Raw genomic sequence first — 15,949 nt, forward strand, 5'->3', positions numbered from 1 at the left:
TGACTGTTGCGAAGGCTGGTGCTGATTGCAGCGCTGTCCTATCGTGCGCTCCATGCGTTTGAAATCAAATATCTGGGTCTCAGCCTATCTGCGCCGGTGCCAGACCGAGGGCGTGTACGGCGCGGTGCGGCGTCGCGGCGCGGAGGAGGCGGGTGCGGTGTTCGTGAAGGTCTCGCTGCTTGACGGCAATGCGATGCTCTATGTGCCGGCGCCGCAGACCTCTTATGACGACGGTCGGCCGGTCGATCGCTTCTTTGTGCCGCTTGCGCCGCAACCGATGCCGGAGCCCGCGGTGGAGGAGCGCCTGACCAAGGAAATCCGCTTCGACTCCGATATCTGGATCGTCGAGACCGAAGACCGCGCCGGGCGGCATTTTCTCGAGCTGGCGAAGGCCTAACGATCCGAGCCGTCAGTCCCTGTCCGCACCGCGGGCGCGGAGCCGGGCTGCACGCCCGGGCGCGTCTGGCTTGCGCCCACACGTGCGCGCTGGCGCTCGCTGTCATGCAGCGAGGGCTGGTACTTTGCGCGGGTGACGGCGAGCGTCGAGCCGCGCCAGGCGGCCAGCATCACCAGCGCCGCGCGATCGCTGAGGCGATCGTAAAGACGCGACAGCCGGTACACGTCGGTCACGGAGTTGCCGATCTCCGGCTTGAAGAACAGCAGGATACGCTGGAACACCGGGCTCGGCATGTCGAGCGCGCGCGCGGCGACTGCGAGCGCTTCGCCGCTTGCATCGTCGACGATCTGGGCTGCGACGCGCGAGGGCAGGATCAGGCTGTCGCCGAGCTCGGAGGTGAAATTCTCGACATCGCCCGCGATCGCCGCCATCTCGAGGATCTGGATCGCGCGCTTGGCGCGCACGATCGGAATCCGCGGCGCCGCCTTCAGCGGGGTCTGCGCCAGATTGTGCAGGATCAGCGCGCGCTCGGGGGCGCCGGCGCGGAAGAACATGTCGTGGATATCGGCCGCGTCCGTTGGCTGCATTGCCATGTTCGAGGCCATGCGCAGCTCGGCGTCGCTTGGCGTGCGAACCGGCAAGGGGGCAGGAGGGGGAGCAGAGGCGGGCGCCGGGGTTTCGCGCGCGAGCGGAACCCTGCGGCCCTCCTGCGCGGCCGACAGTCCGAGCTTCTGCATGATCGGGGCGGGCGTCGACGGATAGATCGCAAGCCGCGCCTTGACGGCCGCGCGCGTCGCGTCGTCGACCTGGTCGATCAGTCGTGTGGCGAGCTCGACGAACTGGCGCTGCTCGTCGTCGCTGTGGGTGCTCGACTGGACATAGAGGTCGGTCAGCACGCGCAGCAGCGTCGGACGAACATCGACGCCTTCGCGACGGGAGAGGGTCATCAGCCCGTCGAATCCTGGAAACAACGACTTGGTCATGGAGAGATACGCGACCTGGAAGAGATACTCGCCGGAGCCTATCGCGGGCTCCTTTAAAGGCTCGTTAAGGAAAACGAGGCGTGAAGCCGAACGCCTGCTTTGAAGCGTTCTCGTGCCGCAACGGGACGGTGGGTCCCGCCCGTGCGGTTACGGTGCCGCCGGCACGTTTACACCCCGTTAACCATGAACTGATCTTAATGATCCCCATGTTGCAGAGGCGCGCCGGGTCGCGCGGCAATTGAAGAGAGCTGATATGGGGACCATCATCGAATTTCCGGCCGGTCGCCGGGTGGGCGCGTCGGTGGACGTGGCTCCGCGCGCGGACATGGGCACGATTTTGATCCTTCCCGTGATCCGCATCGAGCGCGAGAGCGACGAAACCAGCGGCGATCACGGGCCGGAGCAGGGCACAGCGCCGGGGCGCCGTCGTCGTCGCCGTTAGCCTTCGGACTTTGCAATGCCGGAGAACCTCCGTCAGATCCGGCCCATCGTAACGGCCCTCATGCTCGCAGTGCTGGGCGCGACGCTTGCCGCCTGTAGTGGCGGCGATTTCGGCCGGACCCGTGCCGACATGCGCAGCGACGACATGCATCGCTGGCTGGGCGCGGAAGTCACCTCCAGCGTTGGCCTGAAGCCATCCCAATTCCAGCTCACCGACGAGGAGCGCCAGCTTCGCGACCTCGCCTATCCCCTGATCGAGCCGCCGCTGTCGCGGCCCGCCTGGAAGAGCGTGTTCGGCGACTACAAAGCGCTGCCCTCGCCCTGGCGGCAAACGATCGTGTTCGACCGCACCATGTATGGTCGCACGCTGATCGACGAGCCGCACCGTTCGCATTCTTCGCGCTATACGCAGTTGATGGAAGACGTGCGCAACGACATCACCCGCTTCGAGCCGTTCTTCGCCTCCGCGATCCGCGTCATCGACCTCGACAAGAAGCGCAATGCCAGCATGGCGCGCGTCTCCTCCCTCTCGCCGAAGGAGAAGGAGGACGCGGTCGAGCGCATGCAGGAGAATTCGCTGATCATCCAGTGGGTGCAGCAGTGCCTCGAGCAGCGCGTGTCGTCCTATCGCTGGGGTCTGGAGCGGCTGGTGATCCAGGCGCCCGACGGCATGGCCGCCGATGCCGACCGCCTGATCGGCGAACTCGCCGCCCAGACCGCCAACCCGCCGGTCGCGGCCCAGCCGCCCTACGGCCGTGCGGTCGTCTCGAAGGGTTAGGATTTTCCGCGGGCGCGCGATCGTTGCCCCGCGGGCTTGCGCCGCTGCTTCCGGAGCTTGCTGACAAGATCCTTCAGCGCATCCGGTAGCGGCACGGATGCGCGATAGGCGAGCCCGACCTCGCGCTTGACCTTGACCTCGATCTCGCGCACCGCGACATCCGGATTGCCGCGCGCTACGCCTTCCGGGACGATGGCGATGCCAACGCCGGCTGCGACCAGCGCCATGGCCCAATCCTCTGATTGCGCGATCGCCGCGGTCTGTCGGGCCTGCGGGTTGCGGCGGAAGAACTCGCTTTGCTCGCAATGGCAGCGGTCGATCAAGGGGACGCCGGCGAGATCGGCGGTGCGAAGCTTCTCCTTCAGGGCCAGCGGATGCGACGGCGGCAGCGCTGCGACATAGCGCTCACTCCACAGCGCCACGAAATGTTCGTCAGCGCGCAGCACGCTCTTGGAGATGATCCGCGCGTCGGCGCGCTCGTCGCTGCCGACGAGGCGGAGTGCGATGTCGGCGCGCGCCGTCAGCGGCTTGAGCAGTGCGATCGTCCGGGGCACGTCGAGCGTGCGCATCAGGCCGAGCGTCACATTGGTTTTGGTGCTCGGTCTCCTGAACAGGCTGCGCGCCGCGTCGGTCTCGTCGATGATGCGGCGGGCGAGCGTGTGAAACTGCTCGGCCGAGGCGGTTGGCGCGACGCCCTTCTTGTGCCGGATGAACAGCGTGGTGCCGAGCTCGGCCTCCAGATGGGTGATCGCGGTGGAGATCGACGGCTGCGAAACGAAGCAGACGCGCGCCGCCGCGGTCAGGTTGCGCTCGCGGTAGACGGCGGCGAAGTAGCGGAGTTCGCGTATGTCCATAGGATATGCCTAGAGATATTATCAATATTCGATATTTTACCTATGGATCTAACGATGACAAGAACGCTCTGCTCACAACAGGCAGGGAACGCGCGATGAAAATTCACCATCTCAACACCGGCACGATGTGCCCGATGGGGCGGCGCCTCGTGAACGGCACCGGCAGCCTGTTCCAGCGCGCCCGCATGGTCTGCCATTGCCTGCTAGTGGAGACCAATGACGGGCTCGCCCTGGTCGATACCGGCATTGGACTTGGCGATATCGCAACGCCCGATCGGCTGGGACGACGATGGCTGCGGCAGACCGCGCCAAGGCTCGATCCGGCGGAGACGGCGGTGCAACAGGTGAAGGCACTCGGCTATTCCCCCAAGGACGTGCGCCATGTGCTGCTGACCCATCTCGACCGCGATCACGCTGGCGGCGTGCCGGACTTCCCGCATGCCGCGATCCATGTCCATCGCGCCGAATACGACATGGCGGTGCAGCGCAAGCCGGCGCCGCCGGAAGGGCGCTATGTCACCGGGCAGTGGAGCCATGGACCGAGCTGGACATTCTATGGCGAAGCCGGCGAAGACTGGTTCGGTTTCAAGGGCGTGCGCGCCCTCGGCGACGCAGAGGCGGACATCCTGATGATCCCGCTCGCCGGCCATACGCTCGGCCATTGCGGTATCGCGGTGCGATCAGGCGACAAATGGCTGCTGCACGCCGGCGACAGCTATTTCCATCACGGCCAGCTCGACGCATCGCCCCGCATGCCGCTGGTGCTGGGCTATTTCCAGCGTCGCGCCGACATGGACCGCGGCATGCGGATCGCCAACCAGGTGCGACTGCGCGCGCTGAAGCTGAACCACGGCGAACGCGTCACGATCGTCAACAGCCATGATCCCGTCGATTACGAGCGTTGCCGCTGCAACGCGCATTGATCGCGCCCGTCAGCGCTGTCCGTCGTGCGCGGAGATCGCGGATGCCGCGAGGCCTCCGATGCGCGCGTGAGGCCGGCCGCCGGTCGCCATCACGAGCCCGAAGGCGATCTCGTCGCGCCGTGGTGAATCCCACAGCGTCATCTCCGCGGTGCCGAAATGGCTGCGGACATAGGCGGCGTGGATGTGCCCGAGCGGAACCATGAGCCGCGTGCCCGGACCGCCGATGGTCTTCGCCGCCGGAACGATCGCCTTGGGCTGACCGAGCACCTCGCGCATGCCCTGACCGCCGGCCTCGTGCCAGACCGCGCCGTGCTCGAGCTCGCCGTCCTCGCCGACGATGATGCCCTTGCCATAGGCTTCGATCTGCGCGGCGCCGCCGAGCTGCGCGATCAGCCGTGTTGCGAGCTCGCGCCCGAGTTCGCGCAAGGATGCCTGAAACGGCATCAGGTCGGGTTCGAAGCGGCCCGCGAAAGGATTGCGGATCACCGCAATGGCCGTCCCGACCAGCAGAGGCTTCTCCAGCCGGGGACCGCGCTCGTGCCAGGTGGTCTCGACGCTAAGCGCGGTCTTGCGGATGTCATGGGACACGTCTTGAGACGACATGCGCAGGCGCTATGCTTCGTCGACGACGGGATTGCGCAGCACGCCGATGTTCTCGATCTCGACCTCGACCACATCGCCGGGCGTGAGGAAAACAGGCGGCTTGCGAGTGAAGCCGACGCCGGCCGGCGTGCCGGTGGCGATGACGTCGCCGGGGACGAGGTCGAAGATGGTCGAGCTGTACTCGATCAGCCGCGGAATCGAGAAGATCAGCATCGAGGTGTCGGACGACTGCACCACCGCGCCGTTGACGCGCGTCTCGAGCTTCAATTTGGTGGGATCGCCGATCTCGTCCGGCGTCACCAGCCATGGTCCGAACGGGCCGGTGCCGACGAAGTTCTTGCCGGAGGCGATCTGCTGGGCGTGACGCTGCCAGTCGCGCACGCTGACGTCGTTGTAGATCGAATAGCCTGCCACGTGATCCCAGGCGTCGGCCTGGCTGATGTGACGGCCGCTCTTGCCGATGACCACGGCAAGCTCGCCCTCCCAGTCGAAATTGTCCGAGACTTTCGGCCGGATCACCGGCGCGTTGTGCGCGACCTGGGAGCGCCAGACCCGGAGGAAGATCGGCGGAAATTCCGTGATCTCGCGCTTCATCCCGAACGCCACGGCTTCATTGTGGTGGTCGAGATAATTGCGCACGGCGCAGACGATCTTCTCCGGACGCGGGATCACCGGCAGATATTTGACGTCACTGAGCGCCATTGTGGGCTTGTGCCCGGCGACGATGGCCTCGCGCCGCGCATAGTCGTCGCTGCCGAGGAAGTCCGCGAGAACAGGATACTGGGGCAGGGCGCGACCGAGATCCACCACGCCATTCTCGGCAACGGCGCCCCAGCTCTCCCGATTCCCATCCAAGAACGACAGCAGCTTCATGGTACGCCTCAAAGGTTGGCATTTTCGATCTTGCCTATTATTTTCGAAAATCAGGCGAGGCGCAAGCCCGCGGCGATAAAAAGCCGTTGCCGCCTATTCGGTATCGAGCAGATGCGCGGCGTAGGTCGCCACGTTGTCGGCGGTCGTGCGGATATGCGCCTCGATCAGCTGCACCGCGAGATCCGGATTGCGCGAGATGGCGGCTTGCATGATCGCCTGGTGCTCGCCGGCCTTGTCGCGCGGGCGGGGGCGGAAATTGGCCGAAAGGTGCCGATAGCGCTCGGCGCGATCGAACAGATCGGCGCGAATGGCGAGGAGTGTCGCGGAGCCGCAGGCGGACACCAGCGCCTGGTGGAATTGGCGGTGGGCGATCTTCCATTCGGGATCGCGCAGGGGATGTTCCGGATCGCGCTGCTCGATTCGCTTCAATCTGTGCAGGGTCGAGATGACGGCGATTTCCCAGTCGTCGTCGCCCCGCTCGATCGCGCGGCGGATCAATTCCACCTCGATCAGCACCCGGGCATCGGTGACTTCCACCAGGTCCTGGCGGCTGACCGGCGCCACCCGAAATCCGCGCTGCTCCTGCGCGTCGACCAGGCCTTCGGCGGTAAGCGCCGTCAGCGCCTCGCGCAGCGTCGTGAAACTTACGCCGAATCGTTCGCGCAGGACGTCGAATCGCAGCGGCTCGCCCGGCGCCAGGCCGCAGGCAATGATCTCCTCGCGCAGCCGATGGGTGATGTCGGCGGCAACGGTCTTGCCGAATTCCTTGCGGGAGCGAATGGCGCTTTCGGACATGATTTCTGTCATTTGAATCGATGGCTCAACATGCCGCGCCAACGACCATCTTGCAATAATTTTCGTAAACGGTATGATTTTCGAAAATATAGCTGGGGAGGCGTGTGACATCATGAGAGCGGTGCTGGTGCGTCAGCCGGGTGGGCCGGATGCACTCGAGTTGGTTGAGCTTCCGGTGCCTGTGCCCGGACCAGGCCAGGTGCAGATTCGCGCCGAAGCGTTCGGCGTTGGGCAGCCCGATGTGCTGATCCGGCGTGGCGTCTACAAATGGATGCCGCCAGCGCCGGCCAATCCGGGCAACGACGTCGCCGGCCGCATCGCCGCGCTCGGGTCCGGCGTCGAGGGGCTTGCGATCGGCCAGAAGGTGCTGCTGAGCGCACGCGACCTGTCGCAGCGCGGCGGCTGCTACGCCGACTATGTGGTCGCGCCTGCGGACGCCATTCATGTGCTGCCCGACAATGTCGATCTGCAGGCGGCCGTGTGCCTGTCGAACTACCAGGTCGCTTACGCGCTGCTGCACGAGTGCCGCCATCCGCGCGCACCGGCGAGCGTGCTGGTGATCGGGGCGGCGGGTGGTGTCGGCACCGCGCTGGTACAGCTTGCCAAGCTCGCACAGATGAATGTCATCGGCACGGTCTCCACCGAGGAGAAGGCCGCATTCGCGCGGGGCAACGGCGCCGATGAGATCATCTTCTACCGCCGCGAAGACGTGGTGGCGCGGGCCCGCGAGCTGACCAAGGGCGAGGGCGTCGGCCTCGTGCTCGATCACGTCTGTGGGCCTGAGTTCACCGGCTATCTCGGCGCGCTCGGCAAATGGGGGACGCTGCTGTCGTACAACGCCTTCGCCGGGTTGCCGGAAGAAAACCTGATGGCGGCGATGCGCGACCATCTCGACATCTGCCCGGCGATACGCTGCTTCTCCTTTCATATCTACGACCACGATCGCGACGGGCGTCGCGCGCTCATGCGCAATGTGATTGACGCGCTGAGCCGCAATGCGATCAAGCCGGCGATCTCGGCGGTCCTGAAGCTCGACGAGGTCAGGCAGGCCCACACGCTGCTCGAGCAGGGCTCCGCGCTCGGCAAGATCATCATGACGCCATGAGGGGGTGGATCGCACAATGACGACACAAGCACCCATTGCACGCTTCACCCGGCTCCGGCACGCGAGCTTTGCCTCGCCAGATCCCGAGCGGTTGCTCGACTATTACCGCGCCGCGATCGGTCTTGGCCTCGTCGGCCGCGACGGCAACCGCATCTTCCTCGCCAACGATGCCGAGCAGCTTTCGCTGGTGATCGAACCCGGCCACGCGGCGCTGACGAGCATCGCCTTCGAGATAGCTCCCGATGTCCAGATCGAGACGCTCGGCGCGGCGCTGAAGCAGGCCGATCTGCGGCCCGAACTTCAGAGCGATCCCCTGCCTGGCGTTTCCAGGCTGCTGTCGTTCAGCGATCCCGAAGGAACGCGCTTCGAGTTGATCCAGGGCTGGACGCCGACGCCCGCGCAGGAGCGGATCGGAGCGCTTGCCGTCAGCAAGATCGGCCATGTCGCGCTTGCTACGCCCGATCCGCGCGCGGCCTCGGAGTTCTACGCGAACATGATGGGCCTGCGCGTCTCCGACTGGATCGAGGATCGCTTCGTGTTCATGCGCAGCGGCTTCGAACATCACACGCTGAACTTCGCCCGCGCGCCCGTCCGTGGCCTGCATCATGTCGCGTTCGAGCTGCGTGGTGCCGCCCACATGCACGAGGCCTGCGATCATCTCGCGCGGCACAAGCTGCCGGTTCTCTGGGGGCCGGTGCGTCATGGCCCCGGGCACAACACCGCGATCTACCACCGCAATCCCGACGGGCATGTGGTCGAGCTGTTCTTCGATCTCGACCGCATGACCGACGAGGCGCTCGGCTATTTCGAGCCGCGTCCCTGGCATCGCGATCGACCGCAGCGGCCAAAAGTCTGGGTCGGCCTGCCGCGCGACGTCTGGGGCATGCCGCCATCGCCTGAATGCACGGAGTTCGCCCGCTAGCGGATCAAACGCGAGTTGAAGAAACGCCGCCTCGTCGCGGCCAACGATAGAACAACCAAAAGGGAGGACGCATCCATGCAACGGATGAAGCGGCTTGCTGCGGCGATTTTTCTGTTTGGCGGTTTTTTCGCAACCACTTCGGCGTCGGCGGAGAATTATCCGTCGCGCCCGATCCGGCTGTTGCATGGATTTGCCGCCGGCGGCGCGGCCGACACGCTGTCGCGCATCATCGCCGACGGGCTCTCGAAAAAGCTCGGGCAGCCGATCATTGTCGAGGCCAAGCCGGGCGCCGGCGGCAACATCGCCGCGGATGCCATCGCGAAGGCGGCGCCCGACGGCTACACGATCGGGCTCGTCACCGGCGCTCACGCCATTTCCGCGGCGACCTACAAGAGCCTCGCCTACCAGCCGGCCGAGAGCTTCGAGATGATCTCGACGCTGGTCTATTACGCGCTCGTCATTGCCGTGCGTAGCGACTATCCGGCAAAATCGCTGGGCGAGCTCGTCGCCATGGCAAAGCAGAAGCCCGGTGCGCTCAGCTTTGGATCGGTCGGTTTCGGCAGCACGCACCATCTTGCAGGAGAGCTGTTGAACGCAGCCGCCGGCGTCGAGATCGTGCACGTGCCCTATCGCGGCGATTCCCAATCCGTCACCGCGCTGCTCGGCGGAGAGGTTCCGGTGATCGTCGGCACGCCGGTCCTGCTCGCCCCGCAGATCCAGGCCGGTGCGATCCGCGGCCTGGCGGTGACCTCGCCGACGCGCACCGCATTGTTGCCCGACGTGCCGACCGTTCAGGAAGCCGGGATCAAGGGATATGACGTGCGCACCTGGGCCGGCCTGCTGGCCCCGAAGGGAACGCCGCCCGGCATCATCGCCGCACTCAATGCGGCGACGCTGGATGCACTCAGGGATCCCGACCTCAAGCAGCGCCTGGAGACCGCCGTCGGCGGCGAGGTTCGCGGCAGCTCGCCGGAGGAGATGAAGACGCTGATCGAGACCGAGATCAGCAAATGGATCGGCGTGGTGGAGCGGGCGAAGATCCCGAAGATCTGATGGTCGAAGTGCAAAAGTGAACATAGTACCGCCTCGCGCATGCGGTAGTTAACAGCGCGCGAATCGGATTTCCGCGCCGGCGCACATTGTTCGACGGCCCGCTTGAATGTCGGGCAGCGGCGTGCGTCATTGATCGCTCGGGAGGTGAGCGTGGCCGCCAGAGCAATCAGGTATTCGATGCGGGCGTTGATCGTTGCGGCTTGCCTGGTCGCGGCTGCCCAGTCCGCGGCTCAGGAAGACAAGAAAACCGACGACGACAAGCCTGCCGATCCCGATACAGGCGAGAGCACCATCGAGGAGAAAACGCTCGGGCTGCTGCCGAACCCCTGGCAAAAGTACGGGGTGAAGTTTGCGGCCACCTATATCGGCGAGGTGCTCGGAAATCCGACCGGCGGTCTGAAGAAAGGTGCGGTCTACGAAGGCAGGCTCAATCTCGCCGTCGATCTGGATTTCGAAAAACTCGTCGGCATCGACAAGCTGACCTTTCACGCCAACATGTTTCAGATCCACGGCGAAGGCCTCTCGCGCTCGAATCTGCAGAATTTCTTCGTCGTCAGCGGGATCGAAGCGTTGCCCTCGACGCGACTCTACGAGGCCTATTTCGAGAAGCAGTGGGGCGACAAGAAACTATCGCTCAAGCTCGGGCAGCTGGCGGCCGACAGCGAGTTCTTCAATATCAAGTACACGGATGTGTTCACCAACGCCTCGATGGGTTGGCCGGCGATCACGTCGCTTGCTTTGCCAAGCGGCGGGCCGTCGCCGCCCTTGGCGGCCGTGGGCGCGCGCCTCCTGTGGAACGTGACGGACCAGTTGTCCGTCCTTGGCGCGATTTTCGACGGCGACCAGGCCGGGCCCGGTTCCGGCGATCCGCAGGAGCGTAACCGGTATGGCGTCAATTTCCGGGTCAACGATCCGCCGCTTCTGCTCGGCCAGGTTCAATATGCCTGGAATAACAGGAATCGTGACCCGAACTTGACCGGCCAGTTCAAGGTCGGTGGCTGGCGTCATTTCGGATCGTTCGGGGATCAGCGCTTCGCATCCAACGGCGTCTCGCTGGCCGCGCCAACGAGCAGCGGGGAACCGCGGCTCTTGTCGGGCGATATTGGAGCCTGGGCGGTCTTCGAGCAGCAGATTTATCGGATGCCGAACAGCGACGATCGCGGCACGGCATTTTCGCACGCGTGTCCGGCGCGCCGGCTGACCGCAATCTGGTCGATGTCTATGCAGATGGCGGCGTCGAGCTCATCGGGCTCAGCAATGCACGCCCCGACGACAAGTTCGGCATTGCCGCCGGATATGCGCATGTCTCAAAACGGGCCCAGACGCTCGACGCCGATTATGCCAGGTTCGTCGATCCGCGCTGGCCGGTGCGAAGCTTCGAGGGGCTGCTCACGGCCGTCTATCAATACCAGATCAAGGATGGCTGGACCGTTCAGCCGAACTTTCAATACATCGTCCATCCCGGTGGCGGCGCGACGGCTCCGGCTAGTCCGCTGCCGGGACGGGCATTGCGCAATGCCTCGGTTTTCGGATTGCGCACGACCCTGAAATTTTAAGTCGAGGCAAACGCGAGTGAGGCCATGTCGGCAATCATCGCGCCTCGACCACCTCGCCATCCTCCTTCACGAACCGGCCGACGGGATTGTCCAGGAGATCGATGACGGCTTCCGAGGGCCGGCACAAGCGTGTGCCCTTGGGCGTCACCACGATTGGACGGTTGATCAGGATGGGGTGCGCGAGCATCTGGTCGATCAGCTCGTCGTCCGACCATTTGGGGTCGTGGAGGCCGAGCTCCTTGTAGGGCGTGCCTTTTTCCCGCAGCAGCGCGCGAACGGAGATGCCGAGGGCCTTGACGAGCTCGACGAGCTTTTCGCGCGACGGCGGCGTCTTCAGATACTCGATCACGTCGGGCTCGACGCCGCTCTGCCGGATCATCGCCAGCGTGTTGCGCGAGGTGCCGCAGGCGGGGTTGTGATAGATCGTGACGCTCATCGGGTTGTCTCCGCGATTGGGATGGGGCCTCGCGCCTGGGGGTGTCCGAGCAGCCAATTCATCAACAGCATGGCGGCTAAGGCTCCGCAGAGCTCCGCGAGAATGAATCCGGGCAGGTCGGCGGGACGTATGCCCGAGAACGTGTTCGTCAGCGACCTTGCGATGGCCACGGCCGGATTGGCGAATGAGGTCGAGGCCGTGAACCAATAGGCCGCCGTGATGTACAGGCCGACCAGCCAAGGGACCGCCGTCCGCTGAAACCGGATGCCGGCCAGGATCGTCGCGATGAGGCCGAAGGCGGCGACGGCTTCGGCGAACCATTGCGGTCCCCCGGTTCGCATCTTCGCCGAGAGGTCGATCAACGGCAGTCCGAACATCAGATGCGCCGCCATCGTTCCCGCGATGCCGCCGGCAACCTGCGCGACGACGTAAAGTGCGGCGTCGTTCACCGGTAGCTCGCGCTTGCCGGTGAAGACCAGCGTGACGGCCGGATTGAAGTGCGCGCCGGAGATCGGTCCGAGCACGGTGATCAGGACGACCAGAATGGCGCCGGTCCGCAACGTGTTGCAGAGAAGCGCAAGCGCGACATCCTTGGTCAGCGTCTCCGCCATGATGCCGGAGCCGACCACGGTGGCGACGAGAATGCCCGTGCCGAGCGCCTCGGCCGCGAGGCGGCGCGGAAGATCGAATTGATCAGGCACGGCTCCGCTCCCTTCGTCTCGGCTTGCAGCAGGCTTGCAGGGTTTCGACGACCGGCTCGCAAACTTCCGGCCGCCCGCCGCAGCAATCCCGCAGCAGGAAGACCGCAACGTCGCGGAATTCGGTGAGGTTGGCGCGGTAGACGATCGAACGGCTGTGCCGCTCGGAGGTGACGAGGCGCGCGCGCGTCAGGATCGACAGATGGGCAGATAGCGTGTTCGATGGGACTTCCAGCAGGCGGGCGAGATCGCCCGCCGCAAGGCCATCGGGCTCGTGCCGGACAAGCGTTCGGAACGCCTCCAGTCGGGTCGGCTGGGACAGCGCGGCGAGCGCCAGGACGGCTTCTTCTGTTTCCATATATCCAGACTTATGGAACTAATTGGAACGCGTCAATCCGGAATTCCATGGTGGGCGACCGAATAGTTATTTCGAATATTCTAGAAATATGGTTTGACAGTTGACATCGGCAGGCGCATCGTGGCGGCCATGAAGATCGACGACGCAGCAGCACGCCTCGAAGCTTTGGGTAACCGGACGCGACTCCAGATCTACCGGGCCCTGGTCCGGGCCGGGCACTCCGGCATGCCCGTCGGTCGCTTGCAGGACAAGCTGAAGGTACCGGCGTCGACCCTGTCGCATCACATCAAGACCCTGGTCTCGGTCGGGCTCGTCAGCCAGGTCCGGGAATCGACGACTCTGATTTGCCACGCAAACTTCGACGCGATGCGGGGTCTGGTCGATTTCCTGGCGGCGGAGTGCTGCGCAGACCAAGTCGGATGCAAGACGACGCAAACGGCGGCGTGATTTTTTTGGCTGATATTGTTCGATGATTCTAGAAGTATGGGAGAAGCCGAATGAACGCTAAGACGGTCGCCATCATCGGGGCAGGGCCTGTCGGACTCGCAGCAGCTGCGCACGTCCTGGAGCGTGGCATGTCACCCATCGTTCTGGAGGCAGGATCCGAAGCGGGGCACGCGGTGCGCCAGTGGCAGCAGGTCCAGCTCTTCTCGCCGTGGGAGTACAATGTCGACAAGGCCGCCGCGCGCCTGCTCGCGCCGACGGGATGGAATTCGCCGGACCCGAGCGCCTATCCGACCGGCGGCGAGCTGATCGATCGATATCTGACGCCGCTTGCGACGCGAACGCCATTGCGCGAGGTGATCCGGACATCCAGCCGTGTCTCCGCTATCAGCCGCGTCGGCTTCGACAAGGCGAAGACGAAGGGGCGTGAGCTGGCCCCTTTCGAAATCCGCTACCAGAACGGCAAGGGCCCCGAAGTGCTGCGCGCCGATGCGGTGATCGACACATCAGGTACATGGTTCTCGCCCAATCCTGCCGGAGGTAATGGTCTGCCCGCGATCGGCGAGCGTGAATGCGCTGGCCACATCGCCTACGGCATGCCCGATGTCCGGGGGGCCGGTCGCGCCAGATATGCCGGGAGGACCGTTGCGGTGCTCGGCGCTGGCCACTCCGCGGTGGGCACACTGATCGATCTCGTGCATCTCGCGGGCGAGGCGCCGGGGACGCAAGCTATCTGGCTGTTGCGCGCCGCCGATCCCGCCAAGGCGTTTGGTGGCGGCCGGAATGACAAGCTCGCTGCACGCGGAGAGCTCGGCAGTGCGTTCGCTGCGCTCGTTGCCTCTGGCAAGATCAGGGTGGAAACCGAATTCGGCGTCACGCATCTGGCGGAGGCCGAAGGTCGCCTCGAGATCGCGGCTGGCTCGGATGGTGGTGCGCGAAGCGTGATCGTGGACGAGCTGATCGTCTCGACGGGCTTTCGTCCCGATTTTTCGTTCCTGTCCGAATTGCGCCTGCGGCTCGATCCCGCTATCGAGGCGCCGGTCGCCCTGGCGCCGCTGATCGATCCTAACGAGCACAGCTGCGGCACCGTGCGCCCGCACGGCGCCCGCGAGCTCGCGCACGAAGAGCCGGGCTTCTACATGGCGGGCATGAAGTCGTATGGTCGCGCGCCAACCTTTCTCATGATGACAGGATATGAGCAGGTGCGCTCGATTGCGGCCGATCTCGCCGGCGACAAGAAAGCCGCCGCAAGGGTGGAGCTCGTGCTACCGGAGACCGGCGTCTGCACGCGCGGCGGCGTCGAAGCCGCCGGCGCCGTATCAGGATGTTGCGGTGGGCCGGCGAAGCAGGAATCAACGGCCTGTTGCGCCGCCGACGAAGCAGCAAAGAAGGCCGGCGCTTCGGGGTGCGGTTGTTTATGAAGTCGGTTCTTGCAGCTGATGCCGGAGAGTTATCCATTGTGGTTCGTGCGCCGTTTCGGCGTGGGGGCGGGAGGACAGCATTCGTAACTTGAGCGGCCGGTCTCTGATCGCGGTGATGTGCATCGGCCAGGTCGGCAATCTGCTGCCGCACGTGACGCTATCCGCCAATCTGGCGCAGCATCTGATGCCGACGTGGGGCCTCTCGGCGGCCGAAGGCGGCTTGATGGCGAGCGGTTACGCGTTCGGCTACATGCTCGCCGTGCCCGTGCTGACGACATTGACCGACCGGATCGACGCACGGCTCGTCCTGCTCTGGGGTTCGATCGTCAGCGGGCTGGCGACCGCAGCGTTCGGAATCTTCGCGCAAGGGTTTTGGTCCGCGACCGCGATCTGGTCCCTGGCAGGGCTTGGATTTGCCGGCGCCTACATGCCGGGCCTGAAGGCGCTGACGGATCGGCTTCCCGCCGGCGATAGTTCACGCGCCGTCACGCTATACACGTCGAGCTTCTCGGTCGGCGTCGGTCTCTCGTTCCTGGTCGCGCAGCTGATCGCCGACCGTTGGGGATGGCGGACCGCCTTTCTTGTCACCGGCTTCGGTCCGATCGCGATGGTCGTCGCGTGCCTTCTGATGCAGGAGCAGCGGCCCGCGCCGAAGGCGGGGCGTCTGCTCAACTTCGCGCCCGTCTTCGCCAATCGCGAGGCGCTCGGATACATCTTCGGCTACGGCGCCCATTGCTTCGAGCTCTACGGCATCCGCACCTGGCTGGTCGGGTTTTGGACCTTCGTCGTCGCCCATCAAGGCGCCCCGTCGTGGTTGAGCCCCGTCGTGCTGAGCTTCTGCTTTGCGGTGATCTCGATGCCGGCCAGCATCCTCGGCAACGAGGCCGCGCTGAAATTCGGGCGCCATCGCGCGATCACGGTCGTGATGATCGCGTCGGCTTGCGTCGCGCTGGTCATCGGCCTTAACGCGACAGCGCCGGCATGGGTGCTGGCACTGCTGCTGCTCGTCTATGGCCTGACCGTGCCGGCGGATTCGGGCGCATTGACCGCCGGCATGTCGGCCGCGGCTGTGTCCGAACATCGCGGCGCGACCCTGGCTCTGCATTCGACGGTCGGCTTCGGCCTGTCGGCGGTCGGCGCCTGGGGCACCGGCGCCGCCCTCGATGCAGCCGGCGGCCCGCAGAGCGCGACCGGCTGGCTCTTGGCGTTCAGCGTCCTCGCGGTCGGGATTGCACTGGGGCCGCTGGCGCTGCTGTGGGCGCGGAAGGTGCAGCCTGGTGGGGCGAAGTCGATATGAGGTCGCGCAATT

General features: G+C 65.2%; 19 protein-coding genes and 1 pseudogene. 12 read left to right on the top strand and 8 right to left on the bottom strand.

Going from position 1 to position 15,949, the window contains the following annotated elements; translation table 11 throughout:
• Positions 1–52: 52 nt before the first annotated feature.
• A complete protein-coding gene (locus IVB42_RS33960; RefSeq protein ID WP_018458488.1) occupies positions 53–397 on the top strand; it encodes a DUF1491 family protein in 345 nt (114 codons plus the stop codon).
• On the opposite strand, the gene IVB42_RS33965 is transcribed toward IVB42_RS33960, so the two are convergent.
• Positions 394–1,380 (bottom strand): DUF2336 domain-containing protein, encoded by a 987-nt coding sequence (locus IVB42_RS33965; protein ID WP_018458489.1) that lies wholly within the window; start codon positions 1,378–1,380, stop codon positions 394–396. The genes IVB42_RS33960 and IVB42_RS33965 overlap by 4 nt on opposite strands.
• A gap of 253 nt (positions 1,381–1,633) precedes the next feature.
• Here IVB42_RS33965 and IVB42_RS33970 point away from each other — a divergent pair, with 253 nt between their 5' ends.
• Both IVB42_RS33970 and IVB42_RS33975 read left to right on the top strand, forming a co-directional pair.
• Complete coding sequence (locus IVB42_RS33970; RefSeq protein WP_018458490.1) at positions 1,634–1,822, top strand: hypothetical protein; 189 nt, start codon at positions 1,634–1,636, stop codon at positions 1,820–1,822.
• A gap of 15 nt (positions 1,823–1,837) precedes the next feature.
• Entirely contained in the window at positions 1,838–2,599 is a 762-nt protein-coding gene (locus IVB42_RS33975; RefSeq protein WP_018458491.1) for a hypothetical protein, read from the top strand.
• On the opposite strand, the gene IVB42_RS33980 is transcribed toward IVB42_RS33975, so the two are convergent.
• On the bottom strand, positions 2,596–3,453 hold the full coding sequence (locus tag IVB42_RS33980) for a LysR family transcriptional regulator (RefSeq protein WP_018458492.1): 858 nt from the start codon (positions 3,451–3,453) through the stop codon (positions 2,596–2,598). The genes IVB42_RS33975 and IVB42_RS33980 overlap by 4 nt on opposite strands.
• A 95-nt stretch (positions 3,454–3,548) precedes the next feature.
• Here IVB42_RS33980 and IVB42_RS33985 point away from each other — a divergent pair, with 95 nt between their 5' ends.
• A complete protein-coding gene (locus tag IVB42_RS33985) occupies positions 3,549–4,376 on the top strand; it encodes an MBL fold metallo-hydrolase (RefSeq protein ID WP_026233595.1) in 828 nt (275 codons plus the stop codon).
• Positions 4,377–4,385: 9 nt separating this feature from the next.
• Here the strand turns inward: IVB42_RS33985 and IVB42_RS33990 are convergent, their stop codons facing one another.
• The 3 genes from IVB42_RS33990 to IVB42_RS34000 all read right to left on the bottom strand — a co-directional run bounded on the left by IVB42_RS33990 (position 4,386) and on the right by IVB42_RS34000 (position 6,647).
• Positions 4,386–4,979 (bottom strand): amino acid synthesis family protein, encoded by a 594-nt coding sequence (locus tag IVB42_RS33990; protein ID WP_018458494.1) that lies wholly within the window; start codon positions 4,977–4,979, stop codon positions 4,386–4,388.
• 9 nt (positions 4,980–4,988) lie between these two features.
• The gene (locus IVB42_RS33995; RefSeq protein WP_018458495.1) at positions 4,989–5,852 is read right to left on the bottom strand and encodes a fumarylacetoacetate hydrolase family protein; all 864 of its coding nucleotides are present in this window, start codon (positions 5,850–5,852) and stop codon (positions 4,989–4,991) included.
• Positions 5,853–5,945: 93 nt separating this feature from the next.
• Positions 5,946–6,647, bottom strand: coding sequence for an FCD domain-containing protein (locus IVB42_RS34000; RefSeq protein WP_018458496.1), 702 nt, complete (start codon positions 6,645–6,647; stop codon positions 5,946–5,948).
• Between the two features lie 112 nt (positions 6,648–6,759).
• Between IVB42_RS34000 and IVB42_RS34005 the strand changes: the two genes are divergently transcribed.
• From IVB42_RS34005 to IVB42_RS41940, 5 genes and pseudogenes are all read left to right on the top strand, one after another.
• Positions 6,760–7,752, top strand: coding sequence for a zinc-dependent alcohol dehydrogenase family protein (locus IVB42_RS34005; RefSeq protein ID WP_247393947.1), 993 nt, complete (start codon positions 6,760–6,762; stop codon positions 7,750–7,752).
• 16 nt (positions 7,753–7,768) lie between these two features.
• Positions 7,769–8,674 carry a VOC family protein gene (locus IVB42_RS34010; protein WP_018458498.1) on the top strand — a complete coding sequence of 302 codons (906 nt, stop codon included), beginning with the start codon at positions 7,769–7,771 and terminating at the stop codon, positions 8,672–8,674.
• 75 nt (positions 8,675–8,749) lie between these two features.
• Positions 8,750–9,727, top strand: a complete 978-nt coding sequence (locus tag IVB42_RS34015; RefSeq protein ID WP_026233596.1) for a tripartite tricarboxylate transporter substrate binding protein — start codon at positions 8,750–8,752, stop codon at positions 9,725–9,727.
• Positions 9,728–9,904: 177 nt separating this feature from the next.
• Positions 9,905–10,816 (top strand): annotated as a pseudogene (locus IVB42_RS34020) (carbohydrate porin); the annotation flags it as partial.
• 92 nt (positions 10,817–10,908) lie between these two features.
• On the top strand, positions 10,909–11,283 hold the full coding sequence (locus IVB42_RS41940; RefSeq protein ID WP_346732240.1) for a carbohydrate porin: 375 nt from the start codon (positions 10,909–10,911) through the stop codon (positions 11,281–11,283).
• A 34-nt stretch (positions 11,284–11,317) separates the two neighbouring features.
• On the opposite strand, the gene arsC is transcribed toward IVB42_RS41940, so the two are convergent.
• From arsC to IVB42_RS34035, 3 genes are read right to left on the bottom strand one after another with little or no spacing between them, the layout of a single operon-like run.
• Positions 11,318–11,719, bottom strand: coding sequence for an arsenate reductase (glutaredoxin) (gene arsC / locus IVB42_RS34025; protein ID WP_018458501.1), 402 nt, complete (start codon positions 11,717–11,719; stop codon positions 11,318–11,320).
• On the bottom strand, positions 11,716–12,420 hold the full coding sequence (locus tag IVB42_RS34030) for an MIP/aquaporin family protein (RefSeq protein WP_247393944.1): 705 nt from the start codon (positions 12,418–12,420) through the stop codon (positions 11,716–11,718). The genes arsC and IVB42_RS34030 overlap by 4 nt, the downstream gene beginning before the upstream one ends.
• Complete coding sequence (locus tag IVB42_RS34035) at positions 12,413–12,775, bottom strand: metalloregulator ArsR/SmtB family transcription factor (RefSeq protein ID WP_018458503.1); 363 nt, start codon at positions 12,773–12,775, stop codon at positions 12,413–12,415. The genes IVB42_RS34030 and IVB42_RS34035 overlap by 8 nt, the downstream gene beginning before the upstream one ends.
• A 129-nt stretch (positions 12,776–12,904) precedes the next feature.
• Between IVB42_RS34035 and IVB42_RS34040 the strand changes: the two genes are divergently transcribed.
• From IVB42_RS34040 to IVB42_RS34050, 3 genes are all read left to right on the top strand, one after another.
• Complete coding sequence (locus IVB42_RS34040) at positions 12,905–13,222, top strand: helix-turn-helix domain-containing protein (RefSeq protein WP_247393941.1); 318 nt, start codon at positions 12,905–12,907, stop codon at positions 13,220–13,222.
• A gap of 50 nt (positions 13,223–13,272) precedes the next feature.
• Positions 13,273–14,640, top strand: coding sequence for an NAD(P)-binding domain-containing protein (locus tag IVB42_RS34045; RefSeq protein WP_247393938.1), 1,368 nt, complete (start codon positions 13,273–13,275; stop codon positions 14,638–14,640).
• Between the two features lie 115 nt (positions 14,641–14,755).
• Entirely contained in the window at positions 14,756–15,937 is a 1,182-nt protein-coding gene (locus IVB42_RS34050) for an MFS transporter (RefSeq protein WP_018458506.1), read from the top strand.
• Positions 15,938–15,949: the final 12 nt, after the last annotated feature.

The sequence above is a fragment of the Bradyrhizobium sp. 45 genome (genome assembly GCF_023073155.1).
Lineage (GTDB): Bacteria > Pseudomonadota > Alphaproteobacteria > Rhizobiales > Xanthobacteraceae > Bradyrhizobium > Bradyrhizobium canariense_D.